The sequence below is a fragment of the Marivirga aurantiaca genome (assembly GCF_016679925.1).
GTDB lineage: Bacteria > Bacteroidota > Bacteroidia > Cytophagales > Cyclobacteriaceae > Marivirga > Marivirga aurantiaca.
The window spans coordinates 115442-132992 of the sequence record NZ_JAEQBW010000010.1 but is presented as its reverse complement, the minus strand read 5'-3'; the positions used below and the strand labels follow the sequence as shown (position 1 = coordinate 132992).

The 17551-nt window shown below is 37.1% G+C and carries 16 protein-coding genes; 2 read left to right on the top strand and 14 right to left on the bottom strand.

Annotation, left to right across the window (positions count from 1 at the left end; genetic code table 11):
* Positions 1-324: 324 nt before the first annotated feature.
* The 14 genes from JKA74_RS17110 to JKA74_RS17045 all read right to left on the bottom strand — a co-directional run bounded on the left by JKA74_RS17110 (position 325) and on the right by JKA74_RS17045 (position 12577).
* Entirely contained in the window at positions 325-612 is a 288-nt protein-coding gene (locus JKA74_RS17110) for a DUF6787 family protein (RefSeq protein ID WP_201432453.1), read from the bottom strand.
* Positions 613-683: 71 nt separating this feature from the next.
* Positions 684-1229 (bottom strand): DUF4199 domain-containing protein, encoded by a 546-nt coding sequence (locus tag JKA74_RS17105; protein ID WP_201432452.1) that lies wholly within the window; start codon positions 1227-1229, stop codon positions 684-686.
* A gap of 31 nt (positions 1230-1260) precedes the next feature.
* The gene (locus JKA74_RS17100; protein WP_201432451.1) at positions 1261-1707 is read right to left on the bottom strand and encodes a nuclear transport factor 2 family protein; all 447 of its coding nucleotides are present in this window, start codon (positions 1705-1707) and stop codon (positions 1261-1263) included.
* Positions 1708-1813: 106 nt separating this feature from the next.
* The gene (locus tag JKA74_RS17095) at positions 1814-2509 is read right to left on the bottom strand and encodes an RluA family pseudouridine synthase (protein ID WP_201432450.1); all 696 of its coding nucleotides are present in this window, start codon (positions 2507-2509) and stop codon (positions 1814-1816) included.
* A 150-nt stretch (positions 2510-2659) separates the two neighbouring features.
* The gene (locus JKA74_RS17090; RefSeq protein ID WP_201432449.1) at positions 2660-4243 is read right to left on the bottom strand and encodes a peptide chain release factor 3; all 1584 of its coding nucleotides are present in this window, start codon (positions 4241-4243) and stop codon (positions 2660-2662) included.
* A gap of 237 nt (positions 4244-4480) precedes the next feature.
* A complete protein-coding gene (locus JKA74_RS17085; RefSeq protein ID WP_201432448.1) occupies positions 4481-5170 on the bottom strand; it encodes an energy transducer TonB in 690 nt (229 codons plus the stop codon).
* Positions 5171-5474: 304 nt separating this feature from the next.
* Positions 5475-5732 (bottom strand): DUF4834 family protein, encoded by a 258-nt coding sequence (locus tag JKA74_RS17080; RefSeq protein ID WP_201432447.1) that lies wholly within the window; start codon positions 5730-5732, stop codon positions 5475-5477.
* Positions 5733-5812: 80 nt separating this feature from the next.
* Positions 5813-8626 carry a carbamoyl-phosphate synthase large subunit gene (gene carB / locus JKA74_RS17075; protein WP_201432446.1) on the bottom strand — a complete coding sequence of 938 codons (2814 nt, stop codon included), beginning with the start codon at positions 8624-8626 and terminating at the stop codon, positions 5813-5815.
* 74 nt (positions 8627-8700) lie between these two features.
* Positions 8701-9228: a class I SAM-dependent methyltransferase gene (locus JKA74_RS17070; RefSeq protein ID WP_201432445.1), complete on the bottom strand. Its 528-nt coding sequence runs from the start codon at positions 9226-9228 to the stop codon at positions 8701-8703.
* A gap of 73 nt (positions 9229-9301) precedes the next feature.
* Positions 9302-10138: a hypothetical protein gene (locus tag JKA74_RS17065; protein WP_201432444.1), complete on the bottom strand. Its 837-nt coding sequence runs from the start codon at positions 10136-10138 to the stop codon at positions 9302-9304.
* Positions 10139-10271: 133 nt separating this feature from the next.
* The gene (gene rplS, locus JKA74_RS17060) at positions 10272-10622 is read right to left on the bottom strand and encodes a 50S ribosomal protein L19 (protein WP_201432443.1); all 351 of its coding nucleotides are present in this window, start codon (positions 10620-10622) and stop codon (positions 10272-10274) included.
* A gap of 100 nt (positions 10623-10722) precedes the next feature.
* Positions 10723-11403, bottom strand: coding sequence for a tRNA (guanosine(37)-N1)-methyltransferase TrmD (trmD, locus tag JKA74_RS17055; RefSeq protein WP_201432442.1), 681 nt, complete (start codon positions 11401-11403; stop codon positions 10723-10725).
* Between the two features lie 9 nt (positions 11404-11412).
* Positions 11413-11940, bottom strand: a complete 528-nt coding sequence (gene rimM, locus JKA74_RS17050; RefSeq protein WP_201432441.1) for a ribosome maturation factor RimM — start codon at positions 11938-11940, stop codon at positions 11413-11415.
* Positions 11941-11950: 10 nt separating this feature from the next.
* Positions 11951-12577 (bottom strand): 30S ribosomal protein S16, encoded by a 627-nt coding sequence (locus tag JKA74_RS17045; protein ID WP_201432440.1) that lies wholly within the window; start codon positions 12575-12577, stop codon positions 11951-11953.
* A 553-nt stretch (positions 12578-13130) separates the two neighbouring features.
* On the opposite strand from JKA74_RS17045, the gene JKA74_RS17040 reads away from it, so the two are divergent.
* Entirely contained in the window at positions 13131-15875 is a 2745-nt protein-coding gene (locus tag JKA74_RS17040; protein WP_201432439.1) for a 2-oxoglutarate dehydrogenase E1 component, read from the top strand.
* Positions 15876-15899: 24 nt separating this feature from the next.
* Entirely contained in the window at positions 15900-17498 is a 1599-nt protein-coding gene (gene odhB / locus JKA74_RS17035; RefSeq protein WP_201432438.1) for a 2-oxoglutarate dehydrogenase complex dihydrolipoyllysine-residue succinyltransferase, read from the top strand.
* Positions 17499-17551: the final 53 nt, after the last annotated feature.

The following is a 17551-nucleotide window of genomic DNA, read 5'->3' as shown; positions in this document are numbered from 1 at the left end:
CTTGTTTTTTCTCACAAACATGAGCTAAAAATAGCTCCGCGTGACCCAAAATTCAAATTTTAATGACGTAAGTTGTTGATATTCAGTAGGGAGAATTTAGAGCGATGACATCGCGCACAAAACAGGAGGAAAAAACCATCATTGTAGATGGCGGTGTGGTTGAAGTGCTCAATAACAATATTGTGGTATTGGCAGAAAAAGTGATTGAATAGCAGGTAAGTTAAAATTTATATATCAAAAAGCCGGTTGACAGCAATGTTGACCGGCTTTCTTTGTTATAGCCGGAACCTTTTTTAAAAGAATTTGATAAATTAAGTGGGGAGACTATTTTCTCTTAAACCTTCCAAAGGTTTTCTTCACAAAACCGGTAAAGAATGTGGATTGACCAAAAATCCATCCATAGAAAAGTAAAATAACGAAATAAACAGGAAAAATCAGGATATAGTAAACAGTGGTAAAAATCCAATTTCGTTCCTCTTTAGCCGCAATTAATGAAAGTAATGGCTCTTTTAGAAACATAACAGTAAAACCTGTACAGGCAAAAACTAAAAGTACAATCAGTACCTGACCACCTGACTTGAGGTTCCATCTATTCTTTAGTTTTTCAAACATATTAAATTCAACTCATAAAAAAAGAGACTATTGTGATCCAATAGTCTCTTTTTCATTAAAACATCATTTGATTAAAATTCTTGAGGCTCATTTTTCTTGTTAATAGCACCAATAATAGCAGCTCCGATAGCATAAGCAATGATCATAAACATGAAGTTCTTAGCTAAACCACCTAATGTATAAGCTTCAGCCATTCCTTCAGCCATTTCATCCATTACTTCAGGATTACCCCCTCCTCCAAAAGATTCCATTGCCTGCATAGTAGTATCCATGGTCACTTTTATAATAGTCTCAGCTGCTTGCGGATCAATCAGGTTGAATAGAATGTACAAAAATACACGGTCAATAAAACCCGCAAGCAGAAGGATAACAAAAGCATGTAAAAAAGCCTTGCCATATGTCAGGTAACCTCCTGATTCCTCTCTATACTTTCTGCCGGCATAGATGACAAAACCTATGTAAACAACGAGGTAAATAATACCAAAATATGGCTTGGCCATAATAGTAATGTCGATCACATAAACCAATAAAGTGATAATGACTGATATTAATCCTAATATTAGCCCCCATTTCACTGCATGTTGGGTATTATTCTGTTCAATTTCCTCGTTTTCCATATTCATTTTGTTTAAAGGTTGTAGAATTAATTCATTTTAATGTCTCAGGATTTTTACAATCTTCCTGCTTTCGTGTATCAATAATATAAATTATTTTCCAAATATCATTCAATTTTACCAGGGTAAATGAGTTTACTCCGCAATGACTGAAGTTTTCATCCACATAAAATGCATAATCCATCCAAACATTTGCGAGCATTTCATTCAATTGCATTTGATAGTTCCAGGTTCGTTCGTCCCAAACCTGCTTTTTAGGTTGGGCAACTGCATTTAACCAGCCATCTGCATTAGTCGCTCTGGTTAATTTAGTATCACCTGACTTATCATAGCCTATAGATTGCATCTTTACATCTTGATGCATATGCTTACTGATCATACTGCTATCGCTGGATCGCATTCCATCAAAAACATCAGAAATGATAGCCATAATAGCAAGTGAATCACTTTTCTGGCTTATCTGGGCTTTAATGCTGTTCATTGAAAACAACAAAATGCAAATTGTTAAAAATATCCTTATCATCCTGTGAATATCTTTCAATAATAACACAAGTACAAAAATATTTACATCAGTGGCAGAAAATGACTCAAATCATATGTTCAAAATGTGACCAGACAAAAGCTTTGGGAATGGGAGCTACCACATTAAAAGGTTCTTTCTTTATAGGATGTTCAAATGAAATGGATCTTGCATGGAGTGCAATAGAACCATCTTTGGTAGGTTTAGGAAATCCGTACTTTACATCTCCAATGATAGGACAGCCTATGCGGGCCAATTGTACCCTGATTTGATGGGGTCTGCCAGTGATAGGGTTTATTTCAACAAGGTTTCTATCTCCCAGGGCACTTACAAGCTTATATTCCAAAGTGGATTTAAGCCCTCCTTTGTTATCTCTGATATGAGCATGGGTCAGATTCTTGGTTGTATCTTTCTTCAACCAGTGAGTTACACTATCTTCCGTTTTGGGAGGTCTTTTCTCTGTAATGGCCCAATAGGTTTTTTTCACTTCTCTTTCCTGGAATAATTTGGAAACCCGTTCCAAGGCTTTAGAAGTTTTGGCCAAAACAACAATTCCGCTTACCGGTCGGTCAATTCTATGAGGGGTACCGCAAAATATATTGCCTGGTTTATTATATTTCTCTCTTATGTAGTCTTTTGCATACTCGGAAAGTGGTTTGTCTCCTGTTTTATCTCCCTGAACTAACATTCCTGAAGGTTTATTCACCACTAAAAGGTGGTTATCCTCAAACATTACTATCTGCAAAAATTCCTGGTACGTCATAAAAACAAAAGTCGTGAATTTTAAGAATAATTAATAGTCAATACGGTAAGTTATAAGATTGTTTTTTACCCTTGCCTTTCTGGGAAATGTGAAGGAAGGAATAAACTTCCCCTGAAAATTTCACAAATGGGATAGCGTTGGAGGACATTATTAAAATTCTGATGTAAAATGAAATTCAATATCAGGGAAATTATCCTGAACCATTTGTAGCCAGGCTTTGGTTTCTGCCATGAACACTAATTTGCCATCCTTGTCCCTGGCAATATGACGGAATTTGGATTTCACAAACTCATCCAATTTCTTTTTGTCTTTACTGCTAATCCAGCAAGCTTTAAATAGATTCATGGGAGCGAAGTCGCATGAAGCACCATATTCATTTTTAAGCCTGTGTTGAATTACCTCAAATTGGAGATTTCCTACTACGCCTACCGCTTTCCGGGCACCCATCTCAAAAGAGAATAATTGAGCAACACCTTCGTCCATCAACTGACTCAAGCCTTTTTCCAATTGCTTGGTCTTCATGGCATCTTTGTTGATCACCTCTCTGAAAATTTCAGGTGAAAAGCTAGGTATGCCTTTATATAAACCTTTTTCACCTTCCGATAGAGTATCACCTATTTTCAAATTACCGGTATCGTATAAACCAACAATATCTCCGGGGAAAGCTTCATCAATGGTTTCCTTATCCTGAGCCATAAAGGCTGTAGCATTCGAGAATCTAAATTTCTTATCATGTCGCACATTCAGATAACTACTTCCTCTTTGGAAAGTGCCGGAACAAATTCTTACGAAAGCAATTCTGTTTCTGTGCTTAGGGTCCATATTTGCATGAATCTTGAATACGAAACCAGAAAAGGTAGATTCATTAGGCTTAATAGTTCTTTCTTCTGTCGCACGTTCTCTGGGTTCAGGCGCTATGTTAATGAAGGTGTCCAGCATTTCTTTAACACCAAAGCTATTCACTGCCGAGCCAAAAAAAACAGGAGCTACTTTCCCATCTAAATAATCTTGTACATTTAATTCAGGATATACTCCGCCAATTAATTCTGCGTCTTCCCTTAACTGATTGGCTAAAGTATCACCCACATTTTTATCTAAAACAGGGCTTGCCAAATCTTTAATTTCCACTCCTTCACCAGACAATTTCTTCTTGCTGGGCTGAAAGAGCAGCAGGTTTTTGGTATAGAGGTTATATACCCCTTTAAAAGTTTTTCCCATTCCTATTGGCCAGGTTAATGGGCAAACCTTGATGTTCAATTTCTCTTCTATTTCATCTATCAAATCATATGGGTCCTGACCTTCCCTATCCACTTTATTGATAAAGCAAATCACAGGTGTATTCCGCATGCGACAAACCTCCATGAGTTTCTCTGTTTGCTGCTCAACACCTTTCACGCAGTCAATTACCATGACAACACTATCCACTGCTGTAAGCGTACGATAGGTGTCCTCAGCGAAATCCTGGTGACCCGGAGTATCAAGTAAATTGATTTTCATGCCCTTGTACTCAAATCCCATTACAGAAGTAGCTACAGAAATACCTCTCTGCTTTTCTATTTCCATCCAATCCGATTTTGTAGCCGTATCAATTTTATTGGATTTCACTGCTCCGGCAGTATTTATGGCTCCTCCAAAAAGCAAAAGTTTTTCAGTCAATGTGGTTTTACCTGCATCAGGGTGGGCAATAATTCCAAATGTTCGTCTTTTACTAATCTCTTTTGCTAGGTTGCTCATATGCTGTCAAAATGAAAGTGCAAAAGTACGAATAATGATTGGCAATTGGAATGGATTCGGTAATTGAGTAAAAATCTTTCTAAAAAGAAAGGAAGTAATGCATATTTTTAAAAAAAAACGGAGAATTATAAAAAAAATAATCCCCGGTGATAAAAGGTTGGCCTTAAGAAATCACCGGAGATAAGGGAGGAATGTTGTACTAACACAGTTCCTTACAAAAACATTCCTCTAATAGCATTAATTTAATTGAAAATTGATGGGAATAGTCATTCTCACTCGAACAGCTTGTCCTCTTTGCTTTCCAGGACTCCATTCCGGGGAAGATTCCAATACGCGAATAGCTTCTTGATCTAATCCTTCTGATACACCTTTTAACACTTTAATATCAGTCAGGCTTCCATCTTTTTCAATAATAAAGGTTAAGTATACCTTGCCATCTATGCCCATTCTTTGCTCTTTTCTTGGGTAATTAATTTCATTGGCAAGATATTTATAAAACCCATCGAGACCATTATTAATATATTCGGGTTGAACTTCTAAAGCCCATGGATCAACCGGTGGAGCTTCTACGTCCTCTATAGTTGGTGCATCGTTTTCTGTAAATTCATCCATGTCAGAAAGATCTATCTCTACTGGTTTATCCTCCTTTTTTACAGGCTCTTCTTTTTTATCAACAATTTTTGGAATTGTTTTTTTCTTTATAGGAATAAAAGGTTTGGGTTTAGGTGGTTGGATGGTGGGCTTTACCTCCTCTACTATAAATATCATACCTGGGTCTTCCGGCAACTTCACCGTTTCCTCATCTGCTATATACACCTTATATTCAAAGGCAATGAAGCAAAGGGAAATTGAAATGATTAAACCAATATTAAAGAATAGAGGTCCTTTAGCATACAGACTACGAGTAGCATTTTTTGAATTTTCCATAAGAATAATCATTTAAAGGTTATCAATGATTATTCACACACCTGCTTTAATAACGCAAGAAAATTGCGAATAAGTATGTGGAGCACTTAATTATTTTGATAATATCGAAATTTAATTCTAACGAAAGCGTGTTTATCGGTATAATTATCTGTTAATCAAAATTTTATCAAACTTGTTATATTTTGAGACGACTACTGTTAAATGTCTGAAATGTCTAATTTTTACGAATTACTCTTTCACAGCTGAATAAAAAAGCCTTTGACTATTGAATAATCAAAGGCTTAGATACAATAAAATCAATAAGTTATTTCAACTCTTCGTAATCTACATATTCACCACCTTTGAAATTTTTGGCAGTTCTTTTGTTTTTATCTTCAGGTACAAACTCAATATTTATACCGTCTGCAGTTTTACGTTGTTGGCGATTCTGTGAGCTATTACTACGGCCCGATTGAGCAGCAGCTTTTGCGCCTAATCGCCCAAGGAAAATACGGAACAAAAATCCTCCTACCTTGAAGAAGATATATCCAATTAAGAAAAGTATTAATAAAAATTTCAACATTACAATATTCTATTACGGAACCGTGATATACTAGGTTATAAAAATTTTAACCAGTAAAAAGTTCTCTAATGAATTAAAAATTACCTGCTCAAATATAAGTTTCTTTCTGAATAAATCTTCAGGAAATAATCATCCATTAAATCATCAATGAAATAAATTGACTCTCCGGTAGATTTCATTTCAGGACCTAATTCTTTGTTAACATTGGGGAACTTATTAAATGAGAAAATGGGCTCTTTAATAGCATAACCTTTTTTAACAGGATTAAATTTAAAATCCTTCACTTTTTTCTCTCCCAACATTACCTTAGTGGCATAATTTACATAGGGCTCCTGATAAGCTTTGCAAATAAATGGCACTGTACGCGAAGCTCTTGGATTGGCTTCAATAATATAGACCGTATCCTGTTTGATGGCAAACTGGATATTGATCAGACCTTTTGTTTTAAGGGCCAATGCTATCTTTTTGGTATAGGTTTCAATTAATTGCATTACCAAATCTCCTAAATTATAAGGAGGTAATACTGCGTAAGAATCTCCAGAGTGAATACCTGCCGGTTCAATATGTTGCATAATCCCAATAATGTACACATCCTCACCATCGCAAATAGCATCAGCTTCAGCCTCTATTGCCCCGTCCAGAAAATGATCCAACAGCACTTTATTGCCTGGGATATCTCTGAGTACATCCACTACATGCTCTTCCAGTTCTTTTTCATTGATTACAATTTTCATTCCCTGCCCACCCAATACATAGGATGGTCTTACCAACATGGGGAAGCCAATATCTTTGGCTTTTTCCAAAGCATTATCAGCATCTTCCACAACGGTAAATTTTGGATAGGGGATATCATTTTCCTTTAACAATTGAGAGAAGGAGCCTCTGTCCTCTGCCAAATCCAAAGCTTCATACGAGGTACCAATAATCTTGATTCCATATCTGTTAAGTTTCTCAGCCAACTTCAAAGCTGTTTGCCCGCCCAACTGCACGATTACTCCAACCGGATTTTCATGCAAAATAATATCATAAATGTGCTCCCAGAAAACCGGCTCGAAATAAAGTTTATCTGCTGTATCAAAATCTGTAGACACAGTTTCCGGGTTACAGTTGATCATAATGGTTTCGTAGCCACATTCTTTCGCAGCCAATACTCCATGAACGCAAGAGTAGTCAAACTCAATGCCCTGCCCAATCCTGTTGGGGCCTGATCCTAAGATGATTACTTTTTTCTTGTCGGAAACAACAGATTCATTTTCATGCTGAAAAGTAGAATAGTAATAAGGGGTTTTCGCCTCAAATTCCGCAGCACATGTGTCTACTAATTTATAGACACGCTTAATATTCATCTCATGTCTTTTCTTAAATACCTCACTCTCCAGGCATCGCACCAAATGAGCAATTTGCCTGTCGGCATAGCCTTTGCTTTTGGCTTCCCGCATTAAGTGTACAGGCAGTTGATCTATAGAATATTTTGAAATCTCTTTCTCAAGTACCACCAACTCTTCAATCTGTTCCAGAAACCATTTGTCAATCATGGTTAGCTTTTGGATTGTCTTGAATGGGATTCCTAGTTTAAAGGCATCATAAATATGGAAGAGCCTGTTCCAACTCGGGTTTTCCAAACTATACAATATTTCATCTTGTTTGGTCAATTCTTTACCGTCAGCTCCAAGACCATTTCTTTTAATCTCCAAAGACTGACAAGCCTTTTGCAAGGCCTCCTGAAAATTACGGCCAATTCCCATGGTTTCTCCCACAGATTTCATTGAAAAGCCCAACCTTCTGTCAGAACCCGGGAATTTATCAAAGTTCCAACGTGGTATTTTTACAATTACATAATCAAGTGAAGGCTCGAAGAAAGCAGAAGTAGTTTTTGTAATTTGATTTTTTAACTCGTCCAGATTATATCCTATAGCTAACTTGGCGGCAATTTTTGCGATAGGATACCCCGTAGCTTTGGAAGCCAATGCTGAAGAACGAGATACACGGGGATTAATTTCCACTCCAATGATATCATCATTCTCCGGATTTACGGCAAACTGCACATTACAGCCTCCTGCAAAGTTCCCTATCCCTTTGATCATTTTGATTGCCAGATTCCGCATTTCCTGATACACTGTATCGGGCAGCGTTTGAGCTGGGGCTACAGTAATAGAGTCCCCTGTATGAATGCCCATAGGATCAAAATTCTCTACAGAACAAATTACAATTACATTTCCATTATTATCCCTTAGGATTTCTAGTTCATATTCTTTCCAGCCCAGGATACTTTGCTCAATTAATACTTCATGAATTGGAGAGGAATGTAGCCCATCTTTTAATGCATTATCAAATTCGGCAGGGTCTTTTACAATTGCCCCTCCTAATCCACCTAAAGTAAAAGACGAACGAATTACCAAAGGGAAACCTATTTTTTGAGCTATCTCTTTACCTTGTAGAAATGAGGTAGCGGTTTCGCCATCACAAACACCTACATTCAATTCTTTCATTCTCAACCTGAAAAGCTCACGGTTTTCTGTGGTATCAATCGCATCAATATCCACTCCAATCATTTTACAGCCATACTTCTTCCATACACCGGCCTTATCGCATTCCATCGCAAGGTTCAATGCAGTTTGTCCGCCCATTGTAGGTAATACAGCATCTATCTGGTGTTTCTCCAGGATTTCTATAATGGATTTTTTGGTAAGGGGCTTCAAATAAATATTATCAGCTGTTACCTTATCTGTCATAATAGTGGCGGGATTGGAATTAATTAAAGTAACCTCAATTCCTTCCTCTCTTAATGATTTGGAAGCCTGCGATCCGGAATAATCGAATTCACAAGCCTGACCTATAATAATAGGGCCTGATCCGATGATAAGTACTGATTTGATGCTGTTATCTTTGGGCATGATAAAATTTTTATTTGCAGTTAGGGCTTAAATAAATTGGGCAAAATTAAGAGTATAAAGTTAGAAAGAAAAGCCTATGGCGAAGCAATCTTTCTATAAATGTAAGAATGTACCATATCGTTCAGGAAGAGGGCTTTTTTTTCTTCTGAAAATTTTTCAGATGAGAATATTCCTTTCAAATCAGCGATTTTTTTTGCTTTTATACCAGTACTTAGTTTAAAACACCAGTACATTAATCGAATAAATAACTTTTGTCGAAAATTCTGAGGATAGAAATCAGCATGTATCCAGAGCCCATTTTTTTTTAATAGATCGTTCATTTTTTCAAAAACATGAAAAAGTTCCTCTTCAACAAAGCAATCCAAAACAAAAGGGGTGATAATGACATCAAAACTACTTTGGCAGGAAAAATATTTAATATCGGAGTGAATAAAATTGACAGTTGCTCTAAAGTCTCTTTTTTTAGCCAGTTCCATCATCTTTTCTGATAATTCAACATAACTGACAGTGTGACTTTCTTTCAGGAAAGATAATAGCTTTCCTGATCCTCCGCCAACTATTAGGATATGGCTATTTTCAGGAATATTTTCTAAAAATACCATGCTAGCTTTCTCCAATCGATCGCGGAAAACTAACTTTTTGAGTTGATCATAAAAAGGGGCAATCCTATTGAAATCAGCCATCAATAAGAAGTTCAATTAAGGGCAAAACAAAGACAATATCTCCAATCACCCGATACCATTCTTCCTCTTTCAACGCAGACTCCTTACTTAATACCATCGCCAATACAGACCCCATGAAGATAAGTATCGCCTGATAATCCAGGAAGTTGGCTTGTTTAAATAACAGAAAGGCAACAGACCAGATAATGGTAAAGAATAGAAAGAGGGCCAGAATAACTTTTCGCGAGATGTCGAATCCCCAAACAGTGGCAAAGGAATTGAACCCCTGTAATTTGTCCTGTTTGTACTCAAACATATTAAACATTAATAAATTGATTGAGGCAAGCATGAAAAGTTGAATCCAGAAATAGCCCAGTATGAGAGGAAACTCACCCAGGTTAGCATAGGTAGGTAAGCAAATGCCTGTAGCATAAACTATAGAAATAAACCATTCCTTACCCCAATAAGGCTTTTTCCCAATAAAATGAACCAGTACCAGGTATATAATAACAGCAGCCCCAAGTCCAAGGCCATACCAGATAAGTTCTGCTTTCAGATACTGGATGGTGTAAATCAATAGCAGAATTGCTACTATCACCAGCCCTATAATGTAAGGAGCTATTTTTAGGTGAATAAAATGTCGAAAGAGAGCTTCATTAGGACGAATTTTCCTTGCATCAAGCAAATGATCGACAGTATAAATCAACCAGACTGTTAAACTCAAAGCTAAAATAGAAGAAAAGGGAATTTCGGCTCCGAAATAATTACCTATCCATCGCGCACTAATGGCAGCACCTGCAACTACATCCAGGCTGAAAGCTCTGATATACTGATAGGCTTTTGAAAACATTCATCTAAAATTACGATAAATCTAATATTTATACATTAAATATTGTGAAATAAACCATTGGCGGTGGAGAGAACAAAAAAAGGCTATCACGCATTGCATGATAGCCTTTTTGGAAAATTTTTCTGTAAGCAGATTAAATCTTTTCTTTGATTCTAGCCGCCTTACCCATTTTACCTCTTAGGTAATAAAGTTTAGCTCTTCTTACAGATCCTCTTCTTACCACTTCTATTTTTTCAATAGCAGGTGATATTATTGGGAAAATTCTTTCTACACCAACACCACTTGATACTTTTCTTACTGTGAAAGTAGCTGAATTACCAGCACCTCTTCTTTGTATTACTGTACCCTGGTATTGCTGAATACGTTCTTTATTACCTTCGGTAATTTTTACGTGAACATTCACAGTGTCACCTGATTTGAAATCAGGAAGTTTACTTACTGCTTCTTTGTATTCGTTCTCTATAAATTTGATTAGATCACTCATTGCTCTTGCTTTTATTCGATATCATTCGAATCCTTGTCCGAAAAATGGAGTGCAAATATAAAAAATTTTTCTATCGATTGCACTCAATTGTTAAAAATATTTAATCTTTTTTAAGTAAATCAGGTCTTCTCCGCTTAGTTTTATCAACTGCCTGGTCAAACCGCCATTGCTCAATCTTTTTTTCATGGCCGGATAGTAATACATCCGGTACTTTCATTCCATTGAAATCAGCTGGTCGCGTGTAAACCGGGGGTGCCAATAACCCATCCTGAAAAGAATCTGTTAGCGCAGAAGTTTCATCAGACAAAACACCAGGCAACAACCTTACCACTGCATCTGTAACCACTGCTGCTGCCAACTCCCCACCTGAAATTACATAATCTCCAATACTGATTTCACGAGTGATGAAATGGGTTCTGACACGTTCATCAACCCCCTTATAGTGCCCGCAAAGAATGATTAGATTTCCTTTTAAAGAAAGTTCGTTTGCTATATTCTGGCTAAAACTTTCTCCATCCGGACTCATGAATATGATTTCATCATAAGTCCTTTGAGATTTTAAATCATCAATCGCATTGGCTATCGGTTCAACCTGAAGTACCATTCCTGCACCACCACCAAAAGCGTAATCATCTATTTTATGATGCTTGTTAGTAGAATACTTGCGTAAATCATGAACTTCTATCTCTACCAATCCTTTTTCCTGGGCGCGTTTTAATATGCTGTCAGAAAAAGGACCTTCCAGTAATTTTGGCAAACATGTAATTATATCAATCCTCATGGCAAAGTATTACTCTTCCAGGTAAAGCTCCAGAAGCCCGTCCGGAAGATTCACTTCCATTGTCTCCTTTTCCCTATCCACTGAAATAATGATATCATCATTAATAGGAATCAACACTTCTTTCTCTTTGTAGTCCATGCCTATCAAATCCTGATGTCCTGCCTCATAAACTTGTGCTACTTTGCCCAATTCTCCCAAATTTTGATCAATGATCTGATATCCAATTATTTCATGGAAATAGAATTGATCACTGTCCAATTCAGGCAATTGATCCAAAGGAAGATGTAAGGACAAACCTTTAATGCTTAAGGCTGCATCTTTATCATCTATTTCTTCAAATTTAATCAGGGCTTCTGATCCCCTGATTTGCAATGATTCAATGAAAAATGGAACCAGTTTTCCGTTTTGCAACAAAAAAACCGATTCCATTTCAGCATATTCTTGAGGGAAATCTGTATCTAATGCAACATAAACTTCCCCTTTCAAGCCATGAGGTCGTGATACAATACCTAATTGAAAGCATTGTGATGGCTTCATGGCTTAAATATTAATCTTCTTTTTTCTCTTCAGAAGGTTCTTCCTTTGGAGCCTCTTCAGTAGGAGTTTCTGCTTTTGGAGTTTCCTCAGCAGGTGCTTCTGCACTTGGAGCTTCTTCCGCAGCAGCTTCAGGCTGAGGTTTATTAGCCTCTTCTTCAGCTTTTAAAGCCGCTTCAGCATCTTCTTGTCTCTTACGGATGCTTTCAGCTCTTGCTTCGTTCACTTTGGTTTCAGCGTCTAATCTTGCTTGCTTGTCAGCAGCTTTCTTATCAGCGAGTTCTTTCTCTTTGCCTTCTATCTGAACACCTTTTTCTTTAGTCCAGGCTTCTAATTTCTTATCTGCCTCTTCCTGAGTTAACGCTCCTTTGATCACACCAATTTGTAAGTGCTTTCTGTAAAGGATTCCACGGTAGGAAAGCATTGCTTTCACAGTATCCGTTGGTTGTGCTCCATTCATTAACCACTGAAAAGCTTTTTCATTATTAAGCTCAATTGCGGCTACAGGTGCATTCGGATTATAAGTTCCGATTTTTTCAATAAAGCGGCCATCGCGTGGCGCACGGGCATCAGCTACGACTACATCGTACATTGCCAGTTTTTTTCGGCCTCTTCGGGCCAATCTAATTTTTACTGCCATTTTTTATATTTATTTAGCAAATAACTGAAGGATCACGTCCTTCTTGTCTTTAGGTCTGCAAAGGTAATAAAAAAAATTATTATTCCGTAGCGTCATTCTCTAGAAATGTTTCTGTGAAACTACATTTTAAGATAAATAAATTCTTAATAATGAGATCCTTGTGGTTTTTATGAAAACATAAAGAGAAGGAAGTGTGAAAAACATGAAATGAGCATAAATTTTAGAATCCTTAACATACCAACCGAGGATGAATAAAATTTATTGAATTCCATGTGACCATTGACAATAAACTTATACACATGAAATTAACAAAGTAGAAACAGTTATTATCCTTTATACATATCTTTTAGTGAGCGAATGGTAGATAGCTCACAAAATTGATTGTCCCGCTAAATAAACCATTATTGACCTGAGTCGTATTTTAATGTTTAAATACATTTTTTCGCTAGACTAATTAATTCATTATCAATTTAATTTGCTTAATCGCGTAAGCAATTTTTACCTTATTTTATAACCGATTATATTTGCCTTATCAATAAACAGAAATCCCATAATGGATAAGTATTCATACATTGCCAATGCTCATAGTAATTATTTAGACGAATTATATCAGTCTTACAAAAAAGACCCGCAATCAGTAGATGATTCATGGCAAAGATTCTTCGAAGGATTTGAATTTTCTCAGCGTGATTTTGGGTCTAATGGTATAGATGGTATCGAAAAAGAAGATGCGAAAGTATCCTCTAAAGAAACTAAGGTTCGTAACCTGATACAAGCCTATAGGATGAGAGGCCATCTCAAATCCAAAACTAATCCGGTAAGGGAAAGAAGGGCACATGATGCCAGAATTAGCTTGGAAGAATTTGGTCTTACTGAAGCCGATTTGAAAGAAGAATTCACCATTGGCAGTGAGATTGGAATTGGGAAAGCCAGTTTGAAGAAAATCCTGGATACCTTAGATAAAATATATATTGGCTCTATTGGTTTTGAATACATGCACATCCGTGATCCTAAAATCGTGGATTGGTTTATTGATAAAACTGAAAAACCTCAAGGCAACTACCAGCCAGCTAAAGAAGATAAGAAAAGAATTTTATCTAAATTAAATGAGGCAGTTGTATTCGAGAATTTTCTGCACACCAAATTTTTAGGGCAAAAAAGATTTTCACTTGAAGGTGGAGAGAACACTATTCCTTTTCTAGATAAAGTTATCAATCGCTCATCTGATTTAGGCACTAAAGAAGTAGTAATAGGAATGGCTCACAGGGGCCGCTTAAATGTTTTGACCAATATAATGGGCAAAACTTATGAAGAAATTTTCAATGAATTTGAAGGAAATACCGATCCTGATCTCACTATGGGTGATGGTGATGTGAAATATCACATGGGTTATTCCAGCCATTTCGAACTGAGCAATGGCAAGAAAATGTATGTAAAGCTTACGCCTAACCCATCTCACCTGGAAGCCGTGAACTCCGTGGTTTTAGGTTATGCAAGGGCGCAAATTGATGATGAGTATAAAGGTGATGTTAACTCTACTATTCCTATTCTGATTCATGGTGATGCAGCCATTGCTGGGCAAGGAATTGTTTACGAAACCACCCAGATGTCATTGCTGGAAGGTTTCTCAACGGGTGGTACTATTCATTTTGTTATTAACAATCAGGTTGGTTTTACTACTGATTATGATGATGCACGATCAAGCATTTATTGTACTGATATCGCTAAAATGATCGATGCACCGGTACTTCATGTAAACGGGGATGATGCGGAAGCTGTCAATTTCGCAGCTAATTTAGCCGTTGAGTATAGAGCAGCATTTAATAAAGACATCTTTATTGATTTGTTATGCTACAGAAGACATGGGCATAATGAAAGTGATGAACCTAAATTCACTCAGCCTAAACTTTATAATAAAATTGCCAAACACCCTAGCCCAAGAGAGGTTTATGTGAGGAAATTAACAGAAAGAGGCGATTTTGACTCCGGGACAATAAAGGACATGGAGAAAACTTTTAAAAAGCAACTTCAGGACAGGCTGAATGAAGTGAAACAAAAGCCTCTTCCTTATAAACCGCAAAAAATTGAAGAGGAATGGGAACAACTAAGGAGGGCTAAATCAGATGACTTCCTGAAATCTCCTCAAACAGCTATTTCTAAAGAGTTACTGGAAAAAATAGGTAAAGCCCTTACTACATTACCAAAAGGATTTAAACCTTTAAAGCAAATTGATAAGCTTTTTAAAGAGAGGAAGAAAAACTTTTTTGAAGATGAAAATTTGAATTGGGCTGATGCAGAATTATTGGCTTATGGTTCTCTCCTAATGGATGGTAACATTGTTCGTATGTCCGGGCAGGATGTGAAAAGAGGTACTTTCTCTCACAGGCATTCTTATGTTTTTGATGCGGAAACCAATGAGCCTTATTGCAACCTGGATCATATTGATGATAAACAGGGACAAAAGTTTAAAATATACAATTCATTATTATCTGAATTTGGTGTTTTAGGTTTTGAATATGGTTATGCAATGGCTACACCAAGTGCCCTGGTAATTTGGGAAGCGCAATTTGGTGACTTCGCCAATGGTGCCCAGGTGATGATTGACCAGTTTATCACCTCAGCGGAAAGTAAATGGCAACGTATGAATGGTTTAGTAATGTTGCTTCCTCATGGTTATGAAGGCCAGGGACCGGAACATTCTAATGCAAGACCGGAAAGGTTTTTACAATTAGCGGCAGAGGAGAATTTAATCGTAACCAATATTACAACTCCGGCTAATTTATTCCATATGTTCAGAAGACAGGTAGCATGGGAATTCAGAAAGCCTTTAGTCCAGTTTTCTCCTAAATCTCTTTTAAGACATCCAAAAGTAATTTCACCAGTAAAAGATTTTACTGAAGGAGGGTTCAAAGAAATCTATACTGATCCTTATGTGGACAATAAGAAGGTTAAACGTGTGGTACTTTGTGCCGGAAAGGTGTATTATGACCTGTTAGAAAAACAACAAGCGGACAAAAGGAAAGATGTAGCGATTATCAGAATAGAGCAATTACATCCTTTCCCAATGAAGCAGGTTGATGAAGCTTTGGCTAAATTTAATGATCCTGAAATTATATGGGTACAGGAAGAGCCTTCCAACATGGGTTACTGGACATATATTTTAAGAACAGTAACAGAAAGAGGGGCTATTAGGTTGATTTCAAGAAAATCAAGCGCTTCGCCTGCCACAGGTTATGCCAAAGTACACAAAACAGAACAAGAAGCATTAGTGAATAAAGCATTCGACTTAAAGAAATAAAATTTTTACGCAACCGATAAAGCAATGAGTTTACAAATTAAAGTTCCTGAAGTAGGTGAATCGATAACCGAAGTAACCATAGCCAGCTGGTTAAAAAAAGATGGTGACTATGTAGAACAAGATGAAATTATAGCTGAATTAGAGTCAGATAAAGCTACTTTTGAACTACCTGCTGAAGCTGCCGGAGTGTTAAAAATTATAGCAAATGAAGAAGATACCGTTGAGGTAGGCGCTGTAATTTGTGAAATAGATACTGAAGCAAAAGAAGGATCTAAATCGTCAGCTTCTTCTGATAAAAAGGAACAAGTGAAAGCTGAACCTAAGAAGGAGGAAAAGAAAGCTGAAAAAGAAGAAAGTAAACCCTCTTCTTCAGGATCCGGCTCAAAAAAAACAGGTGAAGTACACGAAATGGTAGTGCCTACTGTGGGTGAATCTATCACGGAAGTAACCATCAGCTCATGGTTGAAGTCAGATGGCGATTATGTGGAGTTGGATGAAATTATTGCAGAGGTTGAATCAGACAAAGCTACGTTCGAATTGCCGGCAGAAGCTAACGGAATATTAAAAATCATTGCTCAGGAAGGTGACACCTTAGAAATTGGTGCGACTATCTGTAAAATTGAAGTGACTGAAGGAGGTGCTCCATCTGCTAAAAAAGAGGGAAGTGCTGATCAATCTGAATCTAAATCATCTGAAGTCACCACTTCAGGAGAAGAAACCTATGCAACAGGGCATGCTTCCCCTGCGGCTGCTAAAATATTGAAGGAGAAAGGAATCGATCCTTCTAATATTAAAGGAACCGGCCGTGATGGCAGAATTACCAAAGAAGATGCTGAGAATGCTGAAAAGCAACAAGCAAAAGCACCTGAAGCTGCTAAGCAGGAAGAAAAGAAGCAAGAAACTCCTTCTGCACCTAAAGGTGAGCGCAATCAGCATAGGGAAAAAATGTCAAGCCTGAGAAAAACCGTTGCCCGCAGGTTGGTAAGCGTGAAAAATGAAACGGCTATGCTTACTACTTTTAACGAAGTGGATATGCAGCCTATCATGGAGATCAGGAAGAAATACAAAGAGCAGTTTAAAGAAAAATATGAGGTTGGTTTAGGCTTTATGTCCTTCTTTACAAAAGCATGTACTCTGGCATTAAAAGAATTTCCGGCTGTAAATGCTCAAATAGACGGAAATGAAATGGTTTTCAGCGACTATGTTGATATGTCTATTGCCGTTTCCTCTCCAAAGGGATTGGTGGTTCCGGTGATTAGAAATGCTGAGAAATTATCTTTCAATGAAGTTGAGGCTGAGGTAATCCGATTAGCTAAAAAAGCCAGAGATGGAAAATTAAGTATAGATGAGATGACCGGCGGAACCTTTACTATTACCAATGGTGGTATTTTTGGCTCGATGTTGTCTACTCCAATAATTAATGCGCCACAATCAGCCATTTTAGGAATGCATAATATTGTAGAAAGGCCAGTAGCTGTTAATGGTGAAGTAAAAATCAGACCAATTATGTATGTAGCCTTGAGTTATGACCATAGAATTATTGATGGAAAAGAGTCTGTGAGCTTCCTGGTTAGAGTGAAAGAATTGCTTGAGGATCCGACAAGATTGTTGTTGGGAATTTAATAGGTTGTAGGTTTTAAGTTGTAGGTTTTAGGACTTAATAATTACCGTTAATT

Coding starts and splice junctions, on each gene's coding strand:
- JKA74_RS17110 (WP_201432453.1), bottom strand. CDS start 612: ATGTTTGAAAAACTAAAGAATAGATGGAACCTCAAGTCAGGTGGTCAG.
- JKA74_RS17105 (WP_201432452.1), bottom strand. CDS start 1,229: ATGGAAAACGAGGAAATTGAACAGAATAATACCCAACATGCAGTGAAA.
- JKA74_RS17100 (WP_201432451.1), bottom strand. CDS start 1,707: ATGAACAGCATTAAAGCCCAGATAAGCCAGAAAAGTGATTCACTTGCT.
- JKA74_RS17095 (WP_201432450.1), bottom strand. CDS start 2,509: ATGACGTACCAGGAATTTTTGCAGATAGTAATGTTTGAGGATAACCAC.
- JKA74_RS17090 (WP_201432449.1), bottom strand. CDS start 4,243: ATGAGCAACCTAGCAAAAGAGATTAGTAAAAGACGAACATTTGGAATT.
- JKA74_RS17085 (WP_201432448.1), bottom strand. CDS start 5,170: ATGGAAAATTCAAAAAATGCTACTCGTAGTCTGTATGCTAAAGGACCT.
- JKA74_RS17080 (WP_201432447.1), bottom strand. CDS start 5,732: ATGTTGAAATTTTTATTAATACTTTTCTTAATTGGATATATCTTCTTC.
- carB (WP_201432446.1), bottom strand. CDS start 8,626: ATGCCCAAAGATAACAGCATCAAATCAGTACTTATCATCGGATCAGGC.
- JKA74_RS17070 (WP_201432445.1), bottom strand. CDS start 9,228: ATGGTATTTTTAGAAAATATTCCTGAAAATAGCCATATCCTAATAGTT.
- JKA74_RS17065 (WP_201432444.1), bottom strand. CDS start 10,138: ATGTTTTCAAAAGCCTATCAGTATATCAGAGCTTTCAGCCTGGATGTA.
- rplS (WP_201432443.1), bottom strand. CDS start 10,622: ATGAGTGATCTAATCAAATTTATAGAGAACGAATACAAAGAAGCAGTA.
- trmD (WP_201432442.1), bottom strand. CDS start 11,403: ATGAGGATTGATATAATTACATGTTTGCCAAAATTACTGGAAGGTCCT.
- rimM (WP_201432441.1), bottom strand. CDS start 11,940: ATGAAGCCATCACAATGCTTTCAATTAGGTATTGTATCACGACCTCAT.
- JKA74_RS17045 (WP_201432440.1), bottom strand. CDS start 12,577: ATGGCAGTAAAAATTAGATTGGCCCGAAGAGGCCGAAAAAAACTGGCA.
- JKA74_RS17040 (WP_201432439.1), top strand. CDS start 13,131: ATGGATAAGTATTCATACATTGCCAATGCTCATAGTAATTATTTAGAC.
- odhB (WP_201432438.1), top strand. CDS start 15,900: ATGAGTTTACAAATTAAAGTTCCTGAAGTAGGTGAATCGATAACCGAA.